15 protein-coding genes are annotated in these 21867 nt (G+C 40.4%); 12 read left to right on the top strand and 3 right to left on the bottom strand.

Annotated features, from left to right (window positions below):
- Positions 1-78 precede the first annotated feature (78 nt).
- Both CWB85_RS01060 and CWB85_RS01055 read left to right on the top strand, forming a co-directional pair.
- Positions 79-3726: a hypothetical protein gene (locus tag CWB85_RS01060; protein WP_138553839.1), complete on the top strand. Its 3648-nt coding sequence runs from the start codon at positions 79-81 to the stop codon at positions 3724-3726.
- A gap of 57 nt (positions 3727-3783) precedes the next feature.
- Complete coding sequence (locus CWB85_RS01055; protein WP_138553838.1) at positions 3784-4869, top strand: hypothetical protein; 1086 nt, start codon at positions 3784-3786, stop codon at positions 4867-4869.
- 69 nt (positions 4870-4938) lie between these two features.
- Here the strand turns inward: CWB85_RS01055 and CWB85_RS01050 are convergent, their stop codons facing one another.
- Positions 4939-7848, bottom strand: coding sequence for a TonB-dependent receptor domain-containing protein (locus tag CWB85_RS01050; RefSeq protein ID WP_138553837.1), 2910 nt, complete (start codon positions 7846-7848; stop codon positions 4939-4941).
- A gap of 574 nt (positions 7849-8422) precedes the next feature.
- Between CWB85_RS01050 and mpl the strand changes: the two genes are divergently transcribed.
- The 5 genes from mpl to trmB are packed head-to-tail and all read left to right on the top strand — an operon-like array spanning position 8423 to position 12782.
- Positions 8423-9775, top strand: coding sequence for a UDP-N-acetylmuramate:L-alanyl-gamma-D-glutamyl-meso-diaminopimelate ligase (gene mpl / locus CWB85_RS01045; RefSeq protein ID WP_138553836.1), 1353 nt, complete (start codon positions 8423-8425; stop codon positions 9773-9775).
- A gap of 15 nt (positions 9776-9790) precedes the next feature.
- The gene (locus CWB85_RS01040; protein ID WP_016708334.1) at positions 9791-10414 is read left to right on the top strand and encodes a flavin prenyltransferase UbiX; all 624 of its coding nucleotides are present in this window, start codon (positions 9791-9793) and stop codon (positions 10412-10414) included.
- Positions 10411-11337 (top strand): ABC transporter ATP-binding protein, encoded by a 927-nt coding sequence (locus CWB85_RS01035; protein WP_138553835.1) that lies wholly within the window; start codon positions 10411-10413, stop codon positions 11335-11337. The genes CWB85_RS01040 and CWB85_RS01035 overlap by 4 nt, the downstream gene beginning before the upstream one ends.
- Positions 11338-12105, top strand: coding sequence for an ABC transporter permease (locus tag CWB85_RS01030; RefSeq protein ID WP_016708332.1), 768 nt, complete (start codon positions 11338-11340; stop codon positions 12103-12105).
- On the top strand, positions 12105-12782 hold the full coding sequence (trmB, locus tag CWB85_RS01025; protein ID WP_138553834.1) for a tRNA (guanine(46)-N(7))-methyltransferase TrmB: 678 nt from the start codon (positions 12105-12107) through the stop codon (positions 12780-12782). Before CWB85_RS01030 ends, trmB begins: the two co-directional genes overlap by 1 nt.
- On the opposite strand, the gene CWB85_RS01020 is transcribed toward trmB, so the two are convergent.
- Positions 12703-14640, bottom strand: a complete 1938-nt coding sequence (locus CWB85_RS01020; RefSeq protein WP_138553833.1) for an EAL domain-containing protein — start codon at positions 14638-14640, stop codon at positions 12703-12705. The genes trmB and CWB85_RS01020 overlap by 80 nt on opposite strands.
- A 257-nt stretch (positions 14641-14897) precedes the next feature.
- Here CWB85_RS01020 and panP point away from each other — a divergent pair, with 257 nt between their 5' ends.
- Complete coding sequence (gene panP / locus CWB85_RS01015) at positions 14898-16526, top strand: pyridoxal-dependent aspartate 1-decarboxylase PanP (protein WP_016708329.1); 1629 nt, start codon at positions 14898-14900, stop codon at positions 16524-16526.
- A gap of 49 nt (positions 16527-16575) precedes the next feature.
- Here the strand turns inward: panP and argE are convergent, their stop codons facing one another.
- Complete coding sequence (argE, locus tag CWB85_RS01010) at positions 16576-17724, bottom strand: acetylornithine deacetylase (RefSeq protein ID WP_138553832.1); 1149 nt, start codon at positions 17722-17724, stop codon at positions 16576-16578.
- Positions 17725-17938: 214 nt separating this feature from the next.
- Here argE and argC point away from each other — a divergent pair, with 214 nt between their 5' ends.
- The 4 genes from argC to CWB85_RS00990 are packed head-to-tail and all read left to right on the top strand — an operon-like array spanning position 17939 to position 21852.
- The gene (gene argC, locus CWB85_RS01005; protein ID WP_138553831.1) at positions 17939-18943 is read left to right on the top strand and encodes an N-acetyl-gamma-glutamyl-phosphate reductase; all 1005 of its coding nucleotides are present in this window, start codon (positions 17939-17941) and stop codon (positions 18941-18943) included.
- A 6-nt stretch (positions 18944-18949) separates the two neighbouring features.
- Positions 18950-19711: an acetylglutamate kinase gene (argB, locus tag CWB85_RS01000; RefSeq protein WP_016708326.1), complete on the top strand. Its 762-nt coding sequence runs from the start codon at positions 18950-18952 to the stop codon at positions 19709-19711.
- A 7-nt stretch (positions 19712-19718) separates the two neighbouring features.
- Positions 19719-20639, top strand: a complete 921-nt coding sequence (locus CWB85_RS00995) for an ornithine carbamoyltransferase (RefSeq protein WP_016708325.1) — start codon at positions 19719-19721, stop codon at positions 20637-20639.
- 10 nt (positions 20640-20649) lie between these two features.
- Complete coding sequence (locus CWB85_RS00990) at positions 20650-21852, top strand: argininosuccinate synthase (protein ID WP_016708324.1); 1203 nt, start codon at positions 20650-20652, stop codon at positions 21850-21852.
- Positions 21853-21867: the final 15 nt, after the last annotated feature.

The raw sequence follows: 21867 nt of genomic DNA, 5'->3' as shown, positions 1-21867 counted from the left end.
AGATTTCGTAGGTGTTTTTTTTTTGCCTTTTTGACTACACTTGGTAACGTTTGTAAATAAATTGATTAAGGAATAGAGATGGAATTTAAAAAATCATTATTGGCATTGAGTATTGTTGCAGTGTTATCTGGGTGTGGGGGGTCGTCAGATGATAAACCCGTTGATGGCAAAGACCCTATAGTAACGGATCCTGTTACACCCGTTGTAAGTGAAGCGTTAGTACAGGGGGTTGCTTCAAAAGGGACGCTAAAAAATGCCCAACTGACATTTTTTAAATATGTAGAAGGTGAGGCGGTTGAGCTTACGGCTAATGAACTTGGTGAATCATCCCTTGTAACGGATGAAAATGGTCAATATCAAGTTACATTAAATGATGTGAAAGGGATCGTTAAAGTTCAAGTGTCAGCAAGTAGTGATGCTGAATCTCCTACATTAATGGTTTGTGATGCCCCTAAAGGTTGTGGAGTTGACGATACTGATACAGTGGTAAAATTTGGTGATGACGTAAATTTAACCCTGCAAGATTCTGAGTTTTCTCTAACGAGTATTTTATCTATTAGCAGTGAAAACACTAACACACAAGATACCGCTAATATAACTCCGTTAACACATATGGCGACAGCACTAGCGGAAAGTCGCGGGAGTGTATCGGAGCAAGCGATTGCAGATGCACAGTCAGAAATAGCCAATACATTTGGTTTAGTAGGGGCGTTGAACTTATTGACTCCCGGCGCGCTAGAAGCACCGTCATCTTTATTTGATAGTAATAATAGTAATGCGATGCGCTATGCGCTTATCAACGCTGGTATTGCCAATAGCTTGTACTTAGAAGAACCAGAGCTCGCGCTTAGTACCAAGTTATCGTCAGCAGTTGCGGACATGGTAGCAGCGAATGGTGCCTTTTTAGCATCGAGTAAAAGCGATGATGACGATGATTTTGAATTTTCACTGGAAGACGTTTTAACAGGCTCAGAGCAAGCGTTGGCGCAGCTCATTGAAGTGATTGCTAATGATCCTGCACTGATTGAGCACTTAGATGACTTAGAGCAGGCGGCGACGAATCTTGCGAATGAAATTCAGGTAAAAATCACACAGGCGGGTGATGATGGGCGGATTAAAGGCAAAGTAAGTGATGAAACACAAGGTGATGCGATAGCAAAAGCCAGCGCAATGGTGAATGATATACGCTTGTTTGCAAATTTATTTGATGTTACGAATTCGTCTGGGGCAGATTTTGAATCCCAGGGCGAGCAGTTTGTCAGCCTCGTAGAAGCGGCTGGAGACATGGTTGCAGAGCAAGCGGATAGTTTTGCACTTTTAAGTGATGTTATTGAAGCTGTTACAGAGATTCATCAACAGCTTGAAAACGGTGAAGTAACAGGCACTGTCTTTGATTTAGCGGATTACTTAACTACAGCGGGTACAGGTAGAGTAACCATAGATGAAGAAAACCTGATATTTAGTGTTACTGCACAGTCCGGGGAAGAGAAATTAAGCCTTGATGTTGCTATTAACGCATTAACAGAAAATACACAGTATCAGTTGTTATTGTCGGGTATGGCTGAAAATGCAGCTGTTGAATTTACAATTGCTGAAGGAAGTCACGCAACACTTACTTTAGATAGTGCAGTTACCCGAGCCCAAATTGAAAGTGGTGAAGTTAATGCCGAACCTACCAAAGGGGAGCTAAAACTAAATGTGGCACTTGCACAAAAGGTGACCACGACAGTAACAAACCCTGTAAGTTTTACCGGTGCTTTAACGGCAGAATTACTCCCGCTTCAAGTATACAGTGCAGAGTATTCGCATGGCAGCTGGAATCAATCTGCTTGGGACTATACGCTTGAACAAGATATGCTAGTGCTCCCTAAAATGGCCAGCTTAAGCGGTGAGTTTTCATCTCTTGAAGGCGAATTAGTAAAAGCTACTGCAACCGTCAACATTAAAGATCTTGAATCATATATACCGCCAGAACTTAAAGGTTTTGGTGAAATGTATGAAGGTATTGCTGAAATCACTATAAATGAAGCCAATACAGCGTTAAATCTATCAGTGAATGACGATGAAACAGTGACTGCTTATACATTTGTAAAGACTGCGCCAGATGCTGGAAACTGGAAAGTGTTTGCTAATCGAACTACTGATATTGAAGGGTACTTTCAAGGGAGTTTTACAAGAGAAGCGTTTACTTATCAAGGTGTGCAATTTTATTTATACAACTACTATAACGAGGTAAATGATGATTATTATGGTTATGTTGAATTCATTGAACAAGTAGAGTTTGATGAATATTATCAACCATTTGTAGTTAAAAGGCATTATCAGTATTTTAAAGAATATAATGATGGTGTGCTTATTACTGAGGACGGAAGCAGTATAGCTGTACTTGATATCATGTTTAATAATTATGGTGAGTACCATGATTATGATGATGCGCTAAATGGGTTGAATATTGGGATTCGAACGCCAGTTGAGCAAATCTCCACAATTACTGATTATTTTGACGATGCATTCGCGAATGACTTTAGTGTTGTTGTTGGGGATAAAGGTTCGTATCGTTTAATCTTTGACGATAATGATACATCGCTTGTAGCTGGCCTTAATACAGAGCTGAATGGTTACTTAGTTTCACCAAATTTAGAAGATATGCTTACTATTACTGTTAGTGATGAAGCCGCAACTTTACAAGCATCCGTTCAAGATGGAGAAGTGCAGACGATTAATGTTGCAAGATCCTCAGAAACTAATTTCTCAGTAGATAATGTTACAGTCTCTAAGAATGGTGACTTTGTACAAAGTGAAACGCTGACGGTAAAAACTCAAGGCGAAGGTTTAGCACAAACAATAACCGTTGAATTTTTTGATCGATACCTTGATGATAGTTGGGGTCGCTATGAAAAGTTGACCGCAATTGATAGTAATGATGATCAAATCACGGACTCTTTCAATTGTGTTAACTTTGATTTTTATAGTAAAACAGTAGATGGTTTGTATTACGATTATGATGGGAACTTAATTGATATTAATGAGCAAAGCGGTAACTGTGGTAATTTTGCTAACTTTACAGAATTTGCTTATAGCTGGCAGTTTTCTCGTTTTGGTATAAATGGGGAAAACCTTGCTAGTTTTACCGCCGTAGATACATTTAAGAGCCGTTTATATAGTATTAATCCTCCATCAATTCCTGGCGAAGAGCCAACATTTGAACCTGTTTATTATCGTAGTTTTGTGAGTGGTTTAGGTGAAGTAAGAGCTGATTTTACGCAACCTGAACACATGCAATGGTCTGCAGATGGTACATATAAAATTGATATGTATTTAACACAACCTGAGTTAGGGACTAATGTTGAAAATGAGGAAACTTTCTTAGATGTGAATGCCGCGCTAAATGTGCAGGTTAAGGTGGGTGAATATAACCTAGAGTTAAACCTGACCGGTGAGCGTACTGAGCTAGAGCAAGGTAAACTAGCACTCGATGTGAAGTATCTATTGCCTGAAAGTGATAAACAACGCAGCTTTATTGTGAGTTATGACACTAAGCTTGAGACATTATCAGCTACAAATGCTGAAAATGTTAAACTGGTATTAGCAGAACCTGCAGATGAAGACGCAGAACAGCAAGTGCTGGGGACAATTATGGTAGGTGATGAAAAAGCCGCTGAAATTGTTAAGCGCGATTCACTTGTTTTAATAGTGTATGAAAATGGCATTGTTGAGACATTATAAGTTTGCATCAAATTTAAGGCCTGCCTTTGCAGGCCTTTTTTATAAAAAGATTAATAAATGATAAAAAACATCCTTTTAGGCTGTTTGGGTTTAATGGCACTGCATAGTAATGCGCAGCAACAAGTGTCTTTTTATATTGATTCAAATAGTTTTAGTAATATTTCACCGGTACTGGAATTAGTCGATGATGATTGGCAAAGTCCTCCTAAATCTGATGCTGATAAAGGCTTTTCGCAAACAAGGCTTGGCGTAAGTTATCAGCATTTAAGTTTTGAAGAATTTGAATTTCATATAGAACAACGACTTGATTATTTTGTAAGGAGTAATGCGGATACCGCCTTAGGTTACTATCAAGAGCAACAAGAGATCCCACTCTTAGATAAAGAAAATTACCGAGTAAGGCTTGATTACTTTGCCAATAAAAGTAAGGGTTTTGGCGTGACTTATAGCCACACCTTCAAAGATAAGTTCCTTGTCGAAATAAAAGGAAGTTATTGGAATGTTGATTATTTTCGTCATTCAATTGTGACTGGAAATGTGCAAGGACGTCAGGATAATAGTTTGCTGGGGGAACTTAATTATGAGGAATATTACACGCACAATAACTTTTTAAAGCGTCCAAATGAAGGTGATTGGGATACCAATGGTAATGGTTACTCTATGGACGTTTTTACTGAGTTTTCTTTATTTGACAACCTTACTATACGCGCCGATTTTATTGATGTTTATAATCGTTTTAGCCTCGAGAGCTTGGGCTATACTTCCGCCAATATAAATACTAAAGGCAGTTTTGTTGATAACCAAGGATTTAGTAGTTTCAGGCCTTTACTTAAAGGGTTTGAAGGGCAAAGCGAGCATAAATATCAAATACCTGAGCAAATAGCTTTAGCGTTTACTTACGCTCATGAACAAGTAGATTATGCTTTACACTTATTGCGTCAAGGTGATATTAACTTTATGCAAATAGGCGCTCAATTTGCTTACAAAAAAAGTATGTTTGAATTAATGTTCGACCCAATTAATTTGACACCTCAGCTAGGGTATAAAATTGATTATTTTAAACTGGAGATCGCGATGGATAAGTTAAATCCAAATAAAGCGATGCAATTATCGTTAAATATGCAGGTGAATTGGCTTTTTTAGTTGTTGGAAAAAATAAACGCCTCAGTTCAATGAACTGAGGGGTTTTTTATCAGTTAAACACAGTTTTAATTAGAAAGTGTACTTAGCACCTAACGATAAGCGACGGCCTTTCACATCATAAAACTCACCATCATCGTAAGTGAATGGATTACGTGGTGGCTCACGGTCTAAAATGTTGTTAACACCTACACGTAACTGTAATTCATCCAGCAGGTAAGTTTTGTACATGAAATCAAAAGTTGTGTAAGACGGGATATCATTGTAGTTGTTATCTTCAATGTTCCATTCATTACTTTCGACACTACTATGGCGATAGTTCGCGGTTAAAATATAGCTTGAATCATCGTGAGAGTAGACAGCATTAAAGCGGCCTTTCCAGCGAGGATCTTCAATTTCTCCCACGTTAGAACGAAAATCTTCCGCGCGGCCAGTTGAGTTTTCGCTATCCGCTTCAAGGTAAGTCGCTGTTAATTTAAGTGCTAAATCACCATTACCGAGCTCTGTACGATAGGCTGATTCAATATCTAAGCCTTTTTTATTGATTACAGCAGCATTAATTGGGCGTTGATAATAATTAATGATATCGCCGGTTTGCTGATCACGCACGAAATTTGAGCAGAATGGGCTGTTTAGTGATGATGATTCATAACATAGCTCAACACTATCACGACCAAAATATTCAATCGCTCCTTCAATTTCGAATGACCAATAATCAAGGGTTAAATCTAACCCCTCAATAAACTCTGGGGTATAAATAAAACCAATGGTGTAGTCGTTTGAAGTTTCATTTTGTAAGTCTTGGTTACCTTGTACATAGCCTGGTAAGCTACCTGCGGCTTGCCATTCTGCGGTCGGCATCCAACCTTCAGGTAAGCCATCAGCTTGGCAGTTAGCAATGACATTGGCTTTGTATTCACTACCCGAGCTGGCAATTTCATCGGCGCGACAAGGATCTTTACGACCTGAACTAAAGGTTTGCGAACTTGGAGTAAATAAGTCACTTAAACTCGGTGCACGTACTGATTTAGAGCGGTTTAAACGAATACGTACTTCATCTGTTACGCCCCAATTTAATGATAGTTTCCATGCATCATCGCCACCGGTAACTGAGTAGTCCATATAACGATAGGCCGTTTCAAAAGTTAAGTCAGTTGCCAAGAAATGGTCTGAAAGTAAAGGTACAGAAATTTCTGTTGAAAATTCATTTACATCTATATCACCTTTCATCGGTAAGCTTGAATTACCAAAAATAAGGCCATTTTGCATTGCTTGATCAGGGTTGGTTTCTGCGCTTTCACGGCGGTGTTCTACGGTAAATGCAGCCGCTACTGCACCGGCAGGTAATTCAAACAATAAGCCATCAAATGTAGCCGCAACAACCAGTTGATCTTGTTTTGCAGTTCGTGTTGCATTAGTAGCAATATAATTCATTTGTGCTGGTGAAGCGCTATGTGCGCCCATAGGGTTAAAAGCAACACAATCTTCGCGTGCACCGGTTACATTGCCATCAGCATCACGAAGTGCACATACAATCTGGCCATTTAGTTTAACAGCATCGATAGCATTGGCTAAGTTCTGCTCTAAAACTTCACCGCGCCATAAAGTATCTTGCTCGATACGGCCATATTGTACGTAGGTGCTATAGCCCCAGTCATCACTCAAGATACCTTCAAGGCCAAGTGAAGTTCGGATCACTGAGCGATCTTGTTGATAGGCGCGATCGCCCCATAGATTTTCATTAGCTTGGCGTAAAGTTACCTTGTCTAGTTTATTATCATCCATAATTTTAGCCATATCATCACGGATGAAAGCATTGTCACGACGGATTGTATGAGCAAAGAATACCGGTGAGCTTTCTGTTGTTGCTTTTGAGTCTGACCAAGTAAAATCAAATGTTGCAGCGTGATCATCGTTGATTTCGTATGTGCCATAGGTTGATAAAATAGCGCGCTCTAATGGCGTTTGGAAATAGCTCTTGTAACCATGACTAAAAATACCATCGCCAGGGTTATTGGCATCGGCATAATAACGATTGTTTGCAGAAGCATTCGCTACACCAGAGTTTTCTACACGACCTAAGCCATAGTCAAATGCTTTAATATTACCATTATCATCAAATGCCCAATGATGATTGTTATAATGATCGTCGCTAAGTGAGCCTGTTTTACTAAAAAAATCACCGCCCTCAGAGTAATAACTTAGCGTACTTGGTTTACCTAATATAATGCGCTCAGGAATACCATCAGCACCTGAGGTATTTGCTGGATTTGCATAAGAGGTTACCGGGTTGCGGTAAAAGTCACGACTTAACTTACTATAGCTATCTGTTTTTGAGTAGTTCAACGATGTAACAAAAGATAGTTTGTCACCTTCCATACCGCCGGTAATAGAGAAGAAGCTTTGCTCGCCGCCACTTTGCTCTGGACGAATAGTTGATGCATCAATTTCAATACCATCGAATGATTTTTTTGTAATGATATTGACAACACCAGCCACTGCGTCAGCACCATAGACTGCAGCTGCACCTCCTGTGGCAATTTCGACACGCTCAATTAATGTGGTTGGAATATTGTTTAAATCTACAGCTGTACTGCCAACAGAGCCTGCAACAAAACGGCGGCCATTGACTAATACCAGCGTACGTTCAGATCCTAAACCACGTAAATCAGTGGTGTTTAGTCCTGATGCATAAATGAAATTGGTTGTTGTTTCAGGTGATAAACCAACCGTTGCTTGCGGCAGTTCAGCAAGTAGATCATTCACGTTAGTGACACCAGCATTTTCCATCTCAACACCACTGATCACCGTTACGGGGGTTGGTGAAGTAAGGTTAAATCGTTTTATTTTTGAACCTGTGACTTGAATGCGCTCTACTGGTTTTACATCTTCAGTTGTATTAGCAAAGGCTACTGAAGTGCCTGCAGCGGTAATGATGGCGATTTGAATGCCAGCAGTAATGAGATTTAATTTTTTCAACATAACACCTTTAATTTCGACAACTTAAAATGCAAAAAAAATATTTTAAGTCGATTGCACGAATATCTAGTCACAGTTCTAGCGTTAAAAAAATCACCAGTAATGTAACCAAATGTAATTTAGCGGCATGTTTTATCACAGCAGATATATTGAGTCTTGTACCTGTTAAATGTAACGCTTGTTGCTAAAAAGTGTTTTATGTTTTATTTTGGTGTGTTTTCGGGTACTTTGTTGTTTTAAGTGAAAATTTATTGTATTCAAAGGTTTACATTGTCATTTTTGAGGTGCTTTTTGGTGAGTGTGGGTCTGTTGTCATTAACCAAATTGTGATTATAAATACATAAAATCGTTTATTTATGAGTCTAAAATGTTAATTTTGTATGTTTTTTGATGTTCGTTTTTTGCTCGGTTAACCCTGTTTAAGGAACTTTTCTGAAAAAGTTGTAATGCACGATGTTTTCGCTAGTGTTCATCAGTAGATGGCGATGGTAACTGATGGCTATTTTTGGCATTATAGTCACTTTATTTATTATCGATTTTTAGCGCTGCAAAGGCTATTTAGCGGCAAAGGAATAATATGCATATTCATATTTTAGGTATTTGTGGCACTTTTATGGGCGGTATTGCAGCGATAGCTAAATCGTTAGGTCATACTGTAACGGGATCAGATCTAAACGTTTACCCGCCAATGAGCACACAACTCGAAGAGTTGGGTATTAAGCTAACTCAAGGCTATGATGTTACACAGCTAGAGCCTGCACCTGATATGGTTGTCATTGGTAATGCAATGAGCCGCGGCAATCCGTGTGTTGAATATGTGTTAGATAAAGGGCTACCTTACACCTCAGGTCCTGAATGGTTAAAGCATAATTTGCTGCAAAACTCTTGGGTACTTGCAGTGGCTGGGACTCATGGTAAAACAACTACTGCAAGTATGCTGGCGTGGATTTTAGAGTACGCAGGTTTAAAGCCGGGCTTTTTAATCGGTGGCATAGTACAAAATTTTGGCTTGTCTGCACGGGTTGGTGAAACGCCGTTTTTTGTTATTGAAGCCGATGAATACGACACTGCATTTTTTGATAAGCGTAGTAAGTTTGTTCACTACTTACCACGCACGCTTATTTTAAATAACCTTGAATTTGATCACGCGGATATTTTTGACGATTTAAACGCAATTAAAAAACAATTTCATCACTTGATGCGTACACTACCAAGTAGCGGCAAGGTTATTTGGCCAACTAACGAGTCAGCCTTAAATGAGGTGATTGAGCAAGGTTGTTGGAGCGATAAAGAAACACTCGGTGGTGATTGGCGTTATGATTTACATAAAAGTGATGGCAGTGAGTTTACGGTATTGCTCAGTGATGTAGCTGTAGGTACTGTGAAGTGGCAAGCTATTGGCGAGCATAATGTTAAAAACGCGATTATGGCGATTGCAGCGGCGCGCCATGTAGGTATTGCTATAGAGCACAGTATTGCGGCATTAGCTGAGTTTATTAGCCCCAAAAGACGCATGGAACTTAAAGCAAATATCGCTAACATCAATGTCTATGACGATTTTGCCCATCACCCAACAGCAATAAAAACGACCCTTGCTGGCCTGCGTGCAAAAGTGGGGGATGAACAAATTATTGCGATTTTAGAGCCTCGTTCAAACACGATGAAAATGGGCGTACATCAACATACGTTATTAGCATCGTTAGTTGATGCTAATGAGGTTTATCTATTTGAACCAGAAAATTTAAGCTGGTCATTACGTGAACAAGCCAAACAAGCGGGTATGCAGTGCCTAACGAATACCGATGAGATCATTGCAAGCGTAGTTGCAAATGCAAAACCGCAGCAGCATATATTAATTATGAGTAATGGGGGCTTTGATGGCCTTCATGACAAGTTAATCACAGCTTTACAGCATAAATTTACCTCGTAATAAACCGGAGCGACAGTGCAATATAAAGAAACCATTACGCTTGCCTTTAGTGGCGCGTCAGGTGCGCCTTATGGCTTACGACTGCTTGAAGTATTACTGGCGCAGCAATTTCGTGTCTATGTGTTGATTTCAAGTGCAGCTCGCGTGGTGCTTGATACTGAGTCAAATATAAAATTATCGGGCAATGAAGATAAGGCGACCGAGCAGTTGAGTGCTTTGTTTAATGCATCGGCAGGTCAGCTACAAGTGTTTGGTAAAGATAACTGGTTTAGCCCAGTTGCGTCAGGCTCAGCAGCGCCGAAAAAAATGGTCGTTTGCCCGTGCAGTGCAGGATCAGTCTCAGCCATTGCGGTGGGGGCATCAGATAATCTACTTGAGCGGGCTGCAGATGTGGTGATTAAAGAGCGCGGTCAGCTTATTTTAGTACCACGAGAAACCCCGTTTAGTGAAATACATCTAGAGAACATGCTTAAACTGGCCAAGCTTGGGGTGACTATTATGCCTGCAGCACCAGGGTTTTATCATCAACCGCAAACCATCAATGATTTAGTCGATTTTATGGTTGCACGCATTTTAGATCACTTAAATATTGAACATACACTAACGAAACGTTGGGGTTATGGAGAAGGTAAATCATGAGTAAAGCAGTAGCTTTGAATATTGAAGGCCTTACCAAGGTTTATAAAAATGGCGTTGAAGCCGTTAAAGGCATTGACCTTCAAGTCTATGAAGGCGATTTTTTTGCCCTACTTGGCCCTAATGGTGCGGGTAAATCAACGACTATCGGCGTAATTTCGTCACTGGTTAATAAAAGCCAAGGGAAAGTCGAAGTGTTTGGTCACGACATCGATAGTGACTTAGAAGCGGCTAAATCGCAGCTTGGTCTGGTACCGCAAGAGTTTAACTTTAGCCAGTTTGAAACGCTGACACAAATACTGGTAAACCAAGCGGGTTACTATGGTGTACCACGAAAAGTGGCTCATCAGCGTGCGGATAAATATTTAACGCAGTTAGGCTTGCTGGAAAAGAAAGATAAACAAGCGCGTACGTTATCCGGAGGCATGAAACGCCGCTTAATGATTGCCCGTGCGTTAATGCATGAACCAAAGCTGCTTATTTTAGATGAGCCTACTGCAGGTGTTGATATTGAACTACGTCGTTCAATGTGGGATTTCTTACGACAAATAAACGAACAGGGTGTAACGATTATTCTCACCACCCATTATTTAGAAGAAGCTGAATTACTGTGTAAAAATATCGCCATTATTGATTCTGGTATTATCGTTGAAAATACCACTATTAAGGCTTTATTGGCTAAATTAGATAGAGAAACCTTTATTCTCGATTTAAAACAGCCAGTGCAGCCAGTAACGCTTGATGGTTATAAGTTTACTATGGCTGATGATCACACAATTGAAGTGGAAGTGGCAAAGTCGCAAGGCTTAAATGCCGTATTTACAGCATTGACTGAGCAGGGAAATACAGTACTCAGTATGCGTAATAAAGCAAACCGATTAGAAGAGTTATTTGTTGGTTTATTAGAGCAAGGGCGGGGCAAGTAGATGTTTAAATATGGCGTAGCCTTAAAAAGTTTATGGATCAAAGAGTGTATTCGCTTTTTGCGTATTTGGGTGCAAACGTTAGTACCGCCTGCCATTACCATGAGCTTGTATTTTGTGATTTTTGGTAACTTAATTGGTTCGCGCATTGGCGATATGGGCGGCTTTAGTTACATGGAGTTTATTGTGCCTGGCCTTATTATGATGTCGGTGATCACTAACTCCTATTCCAATGTTGCATCCAGTTTTTATTCAACCAAGTTTCAAAAAAGCATTGAAGAATTATTAGTTGCACCAGTACCAAACTACATCATTGTGCTTGGCTATATGGGCGGCGGGATGACCCGCGGTATGCTGGTGGGTTTAATTGTAACCTGCGTATCGTTACTGTTTGTTGATATTCAAATTCATAACATTTTTGTGATCATTGCGACGGTAATACTCACCTCTGCGGTATTTGCATTAGGTGGGTTGATCAATGCAATTTACGCCAATAGCTTCGATGATATTAGTATTATCCCGACCTTTGTATTAACACCACTTACTTATTTAGGTGGGGTGTTTTATTCCATCACCTTATTACCTGAATTTTGGCAGGGTGTGTCGCAGGTTAATCCTATTATTTATATGGTTAATGCCTTTAGGTATGGTTTCTTAGGTGTGTCTGATGTTGATTTGTCAGTCGCATTTGGCGTGTTGTTAATATTTATTACAGCCTTATTTACGTTAGCATTAACGCTAATTAAAAAAGGTGTGGGGTTAAGACACTGATGAGTGATGCAAATTCACGTAGTATTGTATCGAATCAACAAGGCTTACACGAAAAGCTGGATGAGATAGTTAATAAGCATTTAACTGCTGAATTTAAAAAGCCGATTGCAGCGCACACGCAAACGGCTTTTGATCAAGTAAATGAAAAGGTGCAGGCTTTTGCGGGGCCAATTATTTTAGATTCATGCTGTGGTGTAGGTGAAAGCACGGCGAATTTAGCCAAGCGTCATCCTGATGCACTTGTCATTGGCATTGATAAATCGTCGCACCGTTTAGATAAACATGATATCGAGTACAAACAAACTGACTCAGGCCAGTATATTTTAGTGCAAGCCGACTTGAATGATTTTTGGCGTTTAGCGGTGGCCGCTAACTGGCAGCCAACACATCATTATTTGTTATACCCAAATCCATGGCCTAAAGCTAAGCATATTCAACGGCGTTGGCATGGTGCAGCTATTTTCCCATTCATCGTTAAACTGGGAGGCTTGCTAGAAGTACGCAGTAACTGGGATATCTACGTAAAAGAGTTTGCGCAAGCACTTAATTTAGCCGGATATAGTTGCGAAGTAGCGCACTATGAAAGTGATATTGCTATCACTCCTTTTGAACGAAAATATTGGGCGAGTGGGCAACAGAGTCATCGGTTAGTGGTCCCTTTGACAGGGCAGTCCTAACGTCGAGGTTAACGTGTGGCGCTGCTTCGCTAAAATGATTCCCTTGCATCAGCGCCACATTCGCTTTACGGAGCGCATTTACGACGGGTCGGCTTTCCACATTTTTTGCAATTAGTTGTAAACTGAGTTGTTTTGCGAAACTGGCGATGTGCTCAATATATAAATAAATATCTTGGTCATTAACTATTTGACGAATTAAGGAGCCATCAAGTTTAATTCCATCTACCTCTAATTTCAGTACATTAGATATATTTGAATAACCCGTACCAAAATCATCAATAACTACTCGTACTCCTCGGTTTTTTACTAGGGTGATAAATGCTTTAACTTCAGAAAAATTAGCAATTGCCTCGGTTTCTAAAAGCTCTAAGGTGATATTACCGGGTAGGGGGTAGCGCTTGAGTTCATCTTCCAAAAACTCAGTTAAGCTAGGATCGAGCATATCTTGAACGGTAATATTAATACTCCAGCAAATGCTGGTTTTTCTAAAGCGCGCAAAACATTGCGTGAGCATAGTTCGGGTTAACATGCCATCCATTCTAGAGCGGTTTACAACGTCCAAGAAAGAGTCAGGCTTAAGAATTTCGCCATGACAAGTGATCATTCGAGCCAAGCACTCATATTGAATAATCGTCTTGTTGTCACTATTATAAATAGCTTGGAAGTATGGGACAATTCTATTGTTTTCAAATGCTTCTCGTACTTCCTTGGCCATCGCTACATTGTATTGGTATTGATTTTTTACATCATGAAGCGCGCTCGAATAATTAACTACAGTGTGGCGTCCTTGTTTCGCTTGCAGTGCTGCAATATGGGCATTTTCAAGTAACATAGATTTATTGCCGCTGGCGATGCCCGCACATAAAGTGATGTAAATAAACGGATCAGTAAGAAGTGGTGTACTGTAATTATAAGCTTGGATCACATCGTTAAAGCTCATATCATCGTCATTAAAAGGAGCTATAAGCACAATTTTATTAGTTGCTAAGCGAAATATTCGGCTTGCAGCTGGGCGATTTTTTCTAAAGTAATGCAATAAGGTGTTCATCACCCGATCACTTATTTCAGTACCATAAAAACTACTAATATCTTCAATTTCATTGACCCAAATAACCGCTAACTGCATATGATGATTCGACGATTTTTTAATATAGTATTCCAGCGCAATGTGGTTGGCAAAACCGCTGCTGGTGTCGGTAGAAATTGCGCGTTTTAACAAATACACATAAATACCAGCAACTAATAGAGCAATAAAAAAGAAGAATGCCGCCATGGCGGCTGCTTTCGAAACACTCTCAGCTAATCGCTGATTGAGATCGTAGATTGTAATATCGGCACCGGTTAAGTAGGTTACGCCGTTGGCATCAACAAAGGGCACAAAAATAGTTTTAAAATGGCCCCATTGATCTCTTGATATTTCAAATACCGGTTCAGTTGAGTAAAACGCACCTATATTCGCAGCGGTGGCTTCCGGATATAAATCGAGAAACTGGGTTACTTTGCCACTATTTTGATCGTTTTGTGTATAGCTCGAAGCACTAAAATATACGTTGTCGTCTTTTAGTACCATGGCATAAACGTAAGCGATATTTAACGCATTAGCAAACTCTGAAAGTTGCCGACTAGTTTGTTGATATGCAGATGGTGATATGCGAAGGCCTGCATTAATTTTTTTATGGTAGTCATCTCCCAATATATGCTTAACACTTAATGCAGCATTAAGTAAGCGAGTATCAACGCTTTGCATTATATCATTGCGGGTGCTGTGATAAGTGTAATAGATATAGCCTAATAAACTGATAAAAAATAGTATGAAGCCTGCGATTATCCAATTCGTCCGTAAATTTGTGTTTATCATGCTCATCCTTTATTTATTATCCTCCCCATTATACAAAAAAAGACTACATCACCTATAAAAATATAGTTAAGCATTTTTTAATCAAACTATCATCAATCTGTCATGCAATTGAGTGCTTTTATGGCTTAATACGAGACATTTCTACTCTATTGCAGTAAAGTTAACGCATTTCGTAGAATCATTGTAGTTGATGTTATTGTTAATGAAGCCCAGCTTAGGGGCTTTAGCCAAAAAAACTACATTTATTGGGTATTAAGATGGATCAAAAGCGTTGTGCCGTCGCCTCTAAAGAAACTCTGATGCGTATATTTACTGTGCCTGAAGCACCTGACTCAACTTTGAGTAAAATCGAACTTGAGATCTCGAGCAATTTAGCTGGTTTTCTGAATGAGAATATCGCGGCAATTGAAAAGCCATTGCATGAGATTGAGAAAGATTTTCAATCGGCAGTGATCCCAGAAGATCCGACTTTTGTTTCAGCTTATGCGCAGGATATTATGGAGCAATTAGTTGCTCATTCAGTGCACACTGCCGCGCCAAGTTTTATTGGCCATATGACATCAGCGCTCCCGCATTTTGTATTACCACTGTCGAAGTTGATGGTGGGTCTTAACCAAAACTTAGTCAAGATTGAAACCTCTAAAGCATTTACGCCACTTGAACGCCAAGTCTTGGGCATGATGCATCATTTAGCTTATGGCCAAGATGACGCTTTTTATAGTAAGTGGATGCACAGTGCCAAAACTTCACTTGGTGCTTTTTGCTCCGGTGGCACTGTGGCGAATATTACTGCTTTGTGGATTGCCAGAAACCGATTATTGAAAGCTGATGGTAATTTTAAAGGCATTGCAGCTGAAGGCATTGTCAGTGCAATGTTACATTATGGCTATAAAGGTTTAGCTGTTTTAGTATCAGAACGCGGTCATTATTCTTTAGGTAAAACAGCCGACCTATTAGGTATCGGCCGTGATAACTTTGTTGCGGTGAAAACCACCGATGATAATAAAGTTGATATTGCAGCCATGCGTGAAACTGCGCAGCAATTAGCGGCTAAAGGGATCAAAGTGATGGCAATTGTTGCTGTGGCTGGCACGACCGAAACAGGTAATATTGACCCGCTTGATGAGATGGCTGATTTAAGTCAGGAACTTAATTGTCATTTCCATGTCGATGCTGCATGGGGAGGAGCAACGCTACTTTCTGATACTTACCGCCCTTTATTAAAAGGGATTGAGCGCGCTGATTCAATTACCATTGACGCACATAAGCAAATGTACGTGCCAATGGGGGCAGGTCTTGTACTGTTTAAAGATCCTGCAGCGACAGATGCCATTGAGCATCATGCTGAATATATTTTGCGTAAAGGCTCAAAAGATTTAGGTAGTCATACTCTCGAAGGTAGCCGCCCAGGTATGGCAATGTTAGTGCATGCTTGCTTACGTGTTATTGGCCGTAAAGGCTATGAAATTTTAATCGACAAAGGCATTGAAAAAGCCCGTTACTTTGCTGACTTAATAAAAGCAGATGATGACTTTGAACTGATCTCAGAGCCTGAGCTGTGCCTTTTAACTTATCGTTATGTACCAAAGCAAATTAAGCAAAAAATAGCGCAAGCGGATGAACAAACGCGTTTGGATATATTTGCTTCACTAAATCGTTTCACCGCCAGTATGCAAAAGCGTCAACGTGAAGCTGGGCGTTCATTTGTATCACGTACGCGATTGACGCCAGCTCAATATGCTCATCAGCCAACAGTGGTTTTTCGCGTTGTACTTGCCAACCCTTTGACATCAGAGAGTATTCTTCAAGAAATCTTGGCAGAGCAAAAGGCACTCGCGAAAACCGATCCTGTATTTAAAAAATTCTTATCTAAATATATGGATTAGCAACGCAGTGGCGCTTCTTATCGTAAAGAAGCGCCATCGCTTTTAGTGATCACCCAAAGCAACTAGCTTTAATCATTTCACTAATTATATGTTGTGATGGTTTGATTTTTTCCATCGCTAAAAATTCATCTGGTTGGTGAGCTTGATTGATAGAGCCCGGTCCCATAACAATCGTTTCACAACCAAGCTGCTGAATAAACGGTGCTTCGGTGCAGTAATTTACCGCAACGGCTTGCTCCCCTGATATCTTTTCTGCCAATTGTACTAATGCTGTGTCAGTACTCCCTGTAAACGCAGGAATAGGCTCGTGCATATCCATTACACTCACTGCATCTGGGTATTGGTTGTTGATTTCAGCGGCTATTTTTAACAGCATCATTTGTAGTTCTTGTACGCTCAAACCCGGTAATGGGCGCATATCAATGTGCATTTCACAACAGCCGCAAATACGGTTAGCGTTATCGCCACCGTGAATATGCCCGAGGTTTAATGTTGGGTAGGGAATGACAAAATGCTCTACTGAATATTTATTCTTTAACTCTTCTTTTAACAGTAATAACTTCGCAATGACTTTATGCATGACTTCAATGGCATTTAAACCGCGCTCAGGATCGGAGCTGTGACCTGAACGGCCAACCACTCGAATCGCTGTACTCATGTGACCTTTGTGAGTAAATACTGGTGTCATATCAGTGGGTTCACCTATAATACAACGCGCCGGTTTTAAATTTGGATGTTTACAAATTTGTTGCGCACCGGCCATAGTTGTTTCTTCATCGGCGGTGGCTAAAATCAAAATAGGTTGAGTTTGTTCGTTTTTATCAAGTTCACTAATTGCTTGCAGTACAAAAGCAAAAAAAACTTTCATATCGATACTGCCTAAACCATATAATTTGTTGTCATATTCACTTAATTTAAATGGATCATAATTCCAACGGCTATCATCAAAAGGAACGGTGTCAGTGTGGCCAGCAAGCATTAACCCGCCATCACCGTGGCCGCGTTTGGCGAGTAAATTAAAACGACCTTTAGGCCCTGATAATTCGGTGATCTCACATTCAAAACCTAAGCTGGTGCACCAGTTTGCAAGTAGATCAATCACGCCTTTATTACTCATGGCTAAAGATTCATCCATAGCACTAATGGAAGGGGCGGCAATTAACTGCTGATACATGGACAAAAAAGAGGGTAAAGGCATAAAAAAAATCCAAAATAATTATTCAATCTAATTGCATAACAATATAAAAGTATTTATTATGAATATCAATTCACTTTTTAAGCATAAATATATTAAAGCGACGCAATGAATATAAAACGACGATAATTCAGTTTCATTCCCCAAACAGTGTGTTTCACGCTGTTTAACCCGATTTGAATGTAAATGTAGTAATAAAACCCAAAAAGAGTAACGAATGAAAGTAGTAATTATTGGCGCAAGTGGTTATAGCGGCGCAGAATTAGCAAGTTTAGTAGTAAAACATCCACAGTTAACTTTAGCAGCATGCTATGTATCTGAGCAAAGCTTAGATAAAGGCAAACTATTAAGCGACTTGTATCCTGAGCACCTTGGTTTACTTGACACTCCTTTATTACCGCTAAGCGAACGTGCGTATAGCGATATCGAAAATTCAGCTGATTTTGTTTGTTTGTGCACTGATCATAAAGTGAGTGTTGATTTAGCGCCACGTTTTTTAAGCATGGGCAAAAAAGTTTTTGATTTATCAGGTGGCTACCGCTTAAGTAGTAATGAAGATTATCAAACTTATTATGGCTTTGAGCACCAACATACTGAGTTACTAAATGAAGCTGCGTATGGCTTGGCAGAATGGAACAGCGAAGCTATTGCCAAAGCACAACTTATTGCTGTGGCAGGTTGCTACCCAACAGCTGCATTAAATGCGTTAAAGCCACTTCAGCAAGCAGGCTTGCTTGCGGAGCAGCCAGTGATTATTAATGCGGTATCGGGTGTCACAGGTGCTGGACGTAAAGCAAGCGTAGGCACGCATTTTTGTGAAGTGTCGCTTGCACCATACGGATTGTTCAATCACAGACATAGCCCTGAGATAGAGCAGCATTTAGGCCACAAAGTGTTATTTACACCGCACCTAGGTAATTTCCCACGCGGTATTTTAGAAACTATTTATGTGCAATTAAAAGCTGATGTTACGTCTGAGCAAGTTACTCAAGCCTATCAAGTGCTTGCTGATGAGCCATTGATCAGATTGCTTGGTAGTAAAATCCCGTCAATTAAAGGGGTTGCAAAGCAGCCATATGTGGACATTGCTTGGCAACAACAAGGCTCTCAGCTAATTGTAATGGCAGCTATTGATAACTTGTTAAAAGGTGCCGCTGGGCAAGCGCTGCAATGTATTAATCTAGCGATGGGTTTACCTCATAGCACAGGTTTAAAAGGGTAACTAGTAATGCAAACATGGGTCATTAAACTCGGTGGTGCAGTACTCAATACGGAAGACGCGGCAAAAGCGTTATTTGAGGCGCTGGCATCACAAACTCAAGCACAGTTTGTGATTGTGCATGGTGGTGGCGCATTGGTTGATAGCTGGCTAAAAGAAGCGGGCTTTGCCAGTGCAAAACATCAGGGCTTACGTATTAGCCCTAAAGAGCAAATGCCATATATAGTCGGCGCATTAGCAGGCTGTGCAAATAAACAATTGATGAGTCAGGCAATTGTCGCAGGGCATAAACCTGTAGGTCTTAGTTTATATGAAGCGGGCATTATTTCATCACAAAAGCTAAAAGCACTTGGTCAAGTTGGACAATGTGACGGTGGTGTACAAAGTGTAATACCGCAATTGTTAAAATTAGGTCGTCTTCCTTTAGTTAGTTCTATTGGTTTTGGTGAAGATGGGCTTTGGTATAACGTAAATGCAGATGAAGCAGCAGCAGCCATTGCTAAAGAGCTAAATGCTGAAATTATTTTTATGACTGATGTAGAAGCTGTACTTGATGCAAATAAGCAGCCGTTACATCAGCTTGATACAAATCAGATCAATACGTTGATCGCAGAAGGAGTAATTTTGGGTGGGATGGAGGTCAAAGTTAAGACCAGTCTTCTTGCTGCCCAGCACTTACGACGTGGCGTTTACATCTCGAGCTGGCAAAAGCCAGAGAATTTAGTCGCTTTACTTGCGGGTGAGCACGTCGGAACAAAAATTACACCATAGGTTTTATATGTTTAATCATTTTTTATCGGGTCTAGAATTAGACCAACAAGGCGCACTGAAATTACTTAATTTAGCGCAAAAAATTAAAGCAAACCCTATTGATTTTAGCCAAGCATTGGCTGGTAAGTCAGTGGTTACTTTATTTGAAAAACCAAGCTTACGTACGCGTTTATCGTTTGATATAGGTATCAATAAGTTAGGTGGCCATGCTGTATATCTTGATTCACAAAATGGCGCTATGGGCGCGCGTGAATCTGTAAAAGATTTTGCTTTAAACATTGCAAGTTGGGCAGATGGTATTGTTGCACGTGTATATCAGCATAAAACGTTAACCACACTTGCTGAATTTTCGAGCGTTCCTGTGGTCAACAGTTTGTGTGATTTATACCACCCGTGCCAAGCTTTGGCTGACTTTTTAACATTGCAAGAAGTATACGGTGATGTAAGCCAATTAAAGTTAGCTTATTTAGGTGAGGGTAATAATGTAACACATTCACTGATGTTACTCGCTGCAACCTTAGGAACTGATTTTGTTGCCGTATGCCCAAAAGGCAGCTCACCAGATTCGCAAATTCTGAAGCAAGCAGAGCAAATTGCAGCAATGAATGGCGCATCAGTAATGGTCAGCGACCGTGTTGAAGCCGCTGTTGGTGCAAATGCCGTGTATGCAGATACATGGGTATCAATGGGTGATGACACGCCGCTTGAACAAGTAAAAGACAAGTATATGCCGTATCAATTAAATGCCGCATTACTTAAACAAACAGGGGCAGATACTGTTTTGCATTGTCAGCCTGCACACCGTGAGTTTGAAATTACTTCAGAAGTAATGGATGGCCCGGCGTCAAAAATTATTCAACAAGCAGAAAACCGTATGCATGCGCAAAACGCGTTGCTTGTTTCATTATTAAATCCAAATTTTGTGTAAGGTATCACCAATGAGTTCTATTAAAAAAGTTGTATTAGCCTATTCTGGTGGTTTAGATACGTCGGCCATCGTGCCATGGTTAAAAGAAAATTACGGCTGTGAAGTTATTGCGTTCGTGGCCGATGTAGGTCAAGGCGCTGAAGAGCTTGAAGGCGTTGAAGCAAAAGCTATCGCATCAGGTGCATCAGAATGTTATGTTGTTGACCTAAAAGATGAAATGGTCAGTGATTACATCTACCCAACCTTAAAAACCGGTTCAATCTACGAAGGTACTTATTTACTGGGTACATCAATGGCGCGTCCTATTATCGCAAAGGCGCAAGTTGAAATTGCCCGTAAAGTAGGTGCCGATGCTCTGTCTCATGGTTGTACTGGTAAAGGTAATGACCAAGTACGTTTTGAGTCTTGTTTTGCCGCGCTTGCCCCTGATCTGCAAGTGATTGCACCGTGGCGTGAGTGGGATTTATCAAGCCGTGAATCGTTACTTGATTACTTAGCTGAGCGTAATATTCCATGTTCAGCATCGGCAACTAAAATCTACAGCCGTGATGCAAATGCATGGCATATTTCTCACGAAGGTGGTGAGCTTGAAGATCCGTGGTGTCAACCAAGTGATCAAGTATGGACATGGACTAACTCACCAGAGCAAGCGCCTAATGAGCCAGAATTTGTCACCCTAAATGTTGTTGAAGGTGAAGTTGTTGCTGTTAATGGCGAGCAACTTAAACCGTATGATTGTTTAGTTAAGCTTAATGATATTGCATCCCCGCATGGCGTTGGTCGTGTTGATATCGTTGAAAACCGTTTAGTGGGTATGAAGTCTCGTGGTTGTTATGAAACACCAGGTGGAACAGTGATCATGGCGGCATTACAAGCAATTGACGAGCTTGTGCTTGATAAAGCCAGCCGTAAATGGAAAGAAGTACTGGGCGGCGAGTTCTCACACTTAGTGTATGACGGTCGCTGGTTTACACCGCTTAAAGATTCAATTTTAGCAGGTGCTGAAGCGCTATCAACAGTGGCGACCGGTGAAGTTGTGCTGAAGCTGTACAAAGGTCAAGTAACAGCAGTACAGAAGAAATCACCAAATAGTTTATACAGCGAAGATTTTGCAACGTTTGGTGCAGATGATGTGTATGACCAATCGCATGCTGAAGGCTTTATTCGTTTATTCTCGCTTTCAAGCAGAATTTCAGCACTAGCGAAGAAGTAATTTTACTACAGCCCC

It is taken from the genome of Pseudoalteromonas sp. S1727, assembly GCF_005886375.1.
In the GTDB taxonomy this organism is placed as follows: Bacteria; Pseudomonadota; Gammaproteobacteria; order Enterobacterales; family Alteromonadaceae; genus Pseudoalteromonas; species Pseudoalteromonas haloplanktis.
The sequence above is the reverse complement of the archived record's forward strand: the minus strand, read 5'-3'. Positions and strand labels throughout refer to the sequence as shown.